At 47.9% G+C, this 2,035-nt stretch carries 1 tRNA gene and 1 rRNA gene; both read left to right on the top strand.

Annotated elements, in window-relative coordinates:
* Positions 1–79 precede the first annotated feature (79 nt).
* Positions 80–155: transfer RNA gene (locus L4D12_RS00610), tRNA-Val, on the top strand.
* Between the two features lie 415 nt (positions 156–570).
* Positions 571–2,035: ribosomal RNA gene (locus L4D12_RS00605) — 23S ribosomal RNA — on the top strand; the annotation flags it as partial.

Below are 2,035 nucleotides of genomic sequence, written 5' to 3'. Positions count from 1 at the left end.
GCTTTATGCACACTGCGCGTCTCAGTTCAAATCTATCATCACCGCTAACGAAATAATCATTGAAAATACCACATTATGTGGGCGATTAGCTCAGTTGGGAGAGCACCTCCCTTACAAGGAGGGGGTCACTGGTTCGAGCCCGGTATCGCCCACCACTCTCTAAGAATTTTCTGCACAAAATCGCAGGTTTAACGAAGGTTACTTTGTTAAGTCCGCATTGTTGACGCCGAAAATCATTAGAAAGTGGTTCTTTGATCTCTTCGGAGATAACGAAACACAATGCTCTTTAACAATCTGGAAAGCTGACTAGTAAATTCAATCGAATGATTGAATTAACAAATAGTTTTATCGTCTCTTTATAAGAGTGGTAAAACGAGTTCTCAACACAAACACATTCAAGTGTCTGTAGTTTGTTTTCACTTTTTAAAAGTGAAAGTAAACAATGAGTCCGGCGAAAAACCAAAGTCCTTATCTTTCTTGATCGAAGATAAYGACGCAAACCTTGGTTGTTTGACCAACTTATTTCACTTTCTAAGTGAAAACTAAGAGCGAAACCTCTTGGGGTTGTATGGTTAAGTGACTAAGCGTACACGGTGGATGCCTTGGCAGTCAGAGGCGATGAAGGACGTATTAACTTGCGATAAGCCCAGTTTAGGCAGTAAAAGCCACCTGAGACTGGGATTTCCGAATGGGGAAACCCACTTGCATAAGTAAGTATCGTTACGTGAATACATAGCGTAACGAGGCGAACCGGGGGAACTGAAACATCTAAGTACCCCGAGGAATAGAAATCAACCGAGATTCCGGCAGTAGCGGCGAGCGAAACCGGATTAGCCCTTAAGCTAGTCTTGCGTCAGGTGAATGTGCTGGAAAGCACAGCGATACAGGGTGATAGCCCCGTAACCGGTAACGCATAACGAGTGAAAACGAGTAGGACGGGACACGTGTTATCCTGTTTGAACATGGGGGGACCATCCTCCAAGGCTAAATACTCCTGACTGACCGATAGTGAACCAGTACCGTGAGGGAAAGGCGAAAAGAACCCCTGTGAGGGGAGTGAAATAGAACCTGAAACCGTGTACGTACAAGCAGTAGGAGCCCACTTGTTGGGTGACTGCGTACCTTTTGTATAATGGGTCAGCGACTTAATTTTAGTAGCAAGGTTAACCGTTTAGGGGAGCCGTAGGGAAACCGAGTCTTAACTGGGCGTACAGTTGCTAGGATTAGACCCGAAACCAGGTGATCTAGCCATGGGCAGGTTGAAGGTGAGGTAACACTTACTGGAGGACCGAACCGACTAATGTTGAAAAATTAGCGGATGACTTGTGGCTAGGGGTGAAAGGCCAATCAAACCTGGAGATAGCTGGTTCTCCCCGAAAGCTATTTAGGTAGCGCCTCGGACGAATACTACTGGGGGTAGAGCACTGTTAAGGCTAGGGGGTCATCCCGACTTACCAACCCTTTGCAAACTCCGAATACCAGTAAGTACTATCCGGGAGACACACGGCGGGTGCTAACGTCCGTCGTGGAGAGGGAAACAACCCAGACCGCCAGCTAAGGTCCCAAAGTTATAGCTAAGTGGGAAACGATGTGGGAAGGCTCAGACAGCCAGGATGTTGGCTTAGAAGCAGCCATCATTTAAAGAAAGCGTAATAGCTCACTGGTCGAGTCGGCCTGCGCGGAAGATTTAACGGGGCTAAGCTATACACCGAAGCTGCGGCAATGTGACTTGTTCACATTGGGTAGGGGAGCGTTCTGTAAGCGGTTGAAGGTGTGTCGTAAGGCATGCTGGACGTATCAGAAGTGCGAATGCTGACATGAGTAACGATAAAGGGAGTGAAAAACTCCCTCGCCGGAAGATCAAGGGTTCCTGTCCAACGTTAATCGGGGCAGGGTGAGTCGACCCCTAAGGCGAGGCCGAAAGGCGTAGTCGATGGGAAACGGGTTAATATTCCCGTACTTCTTATAACTGCGATGGAGGGACGGAGAAGGCTAGGTGGGCCTGGCGACGGTCGTCCAGGTTCAAGTATGTAGG

This window comes from Photobacterium nomapromontoriensis, assembly GCF_050336815.1.
Taxonomy (GTDB): Bacteria; Pseudomonadota; Gammaproteobacteria; order Enterobacterales; family Vibrionaceae; genus Photobacterium; species Photobacterium nomapromontoriensis.
Note: the sequence above shows the minus strand (reverse complement) of the source record. Positions and strands in the feature narration are given on the sequence as shown.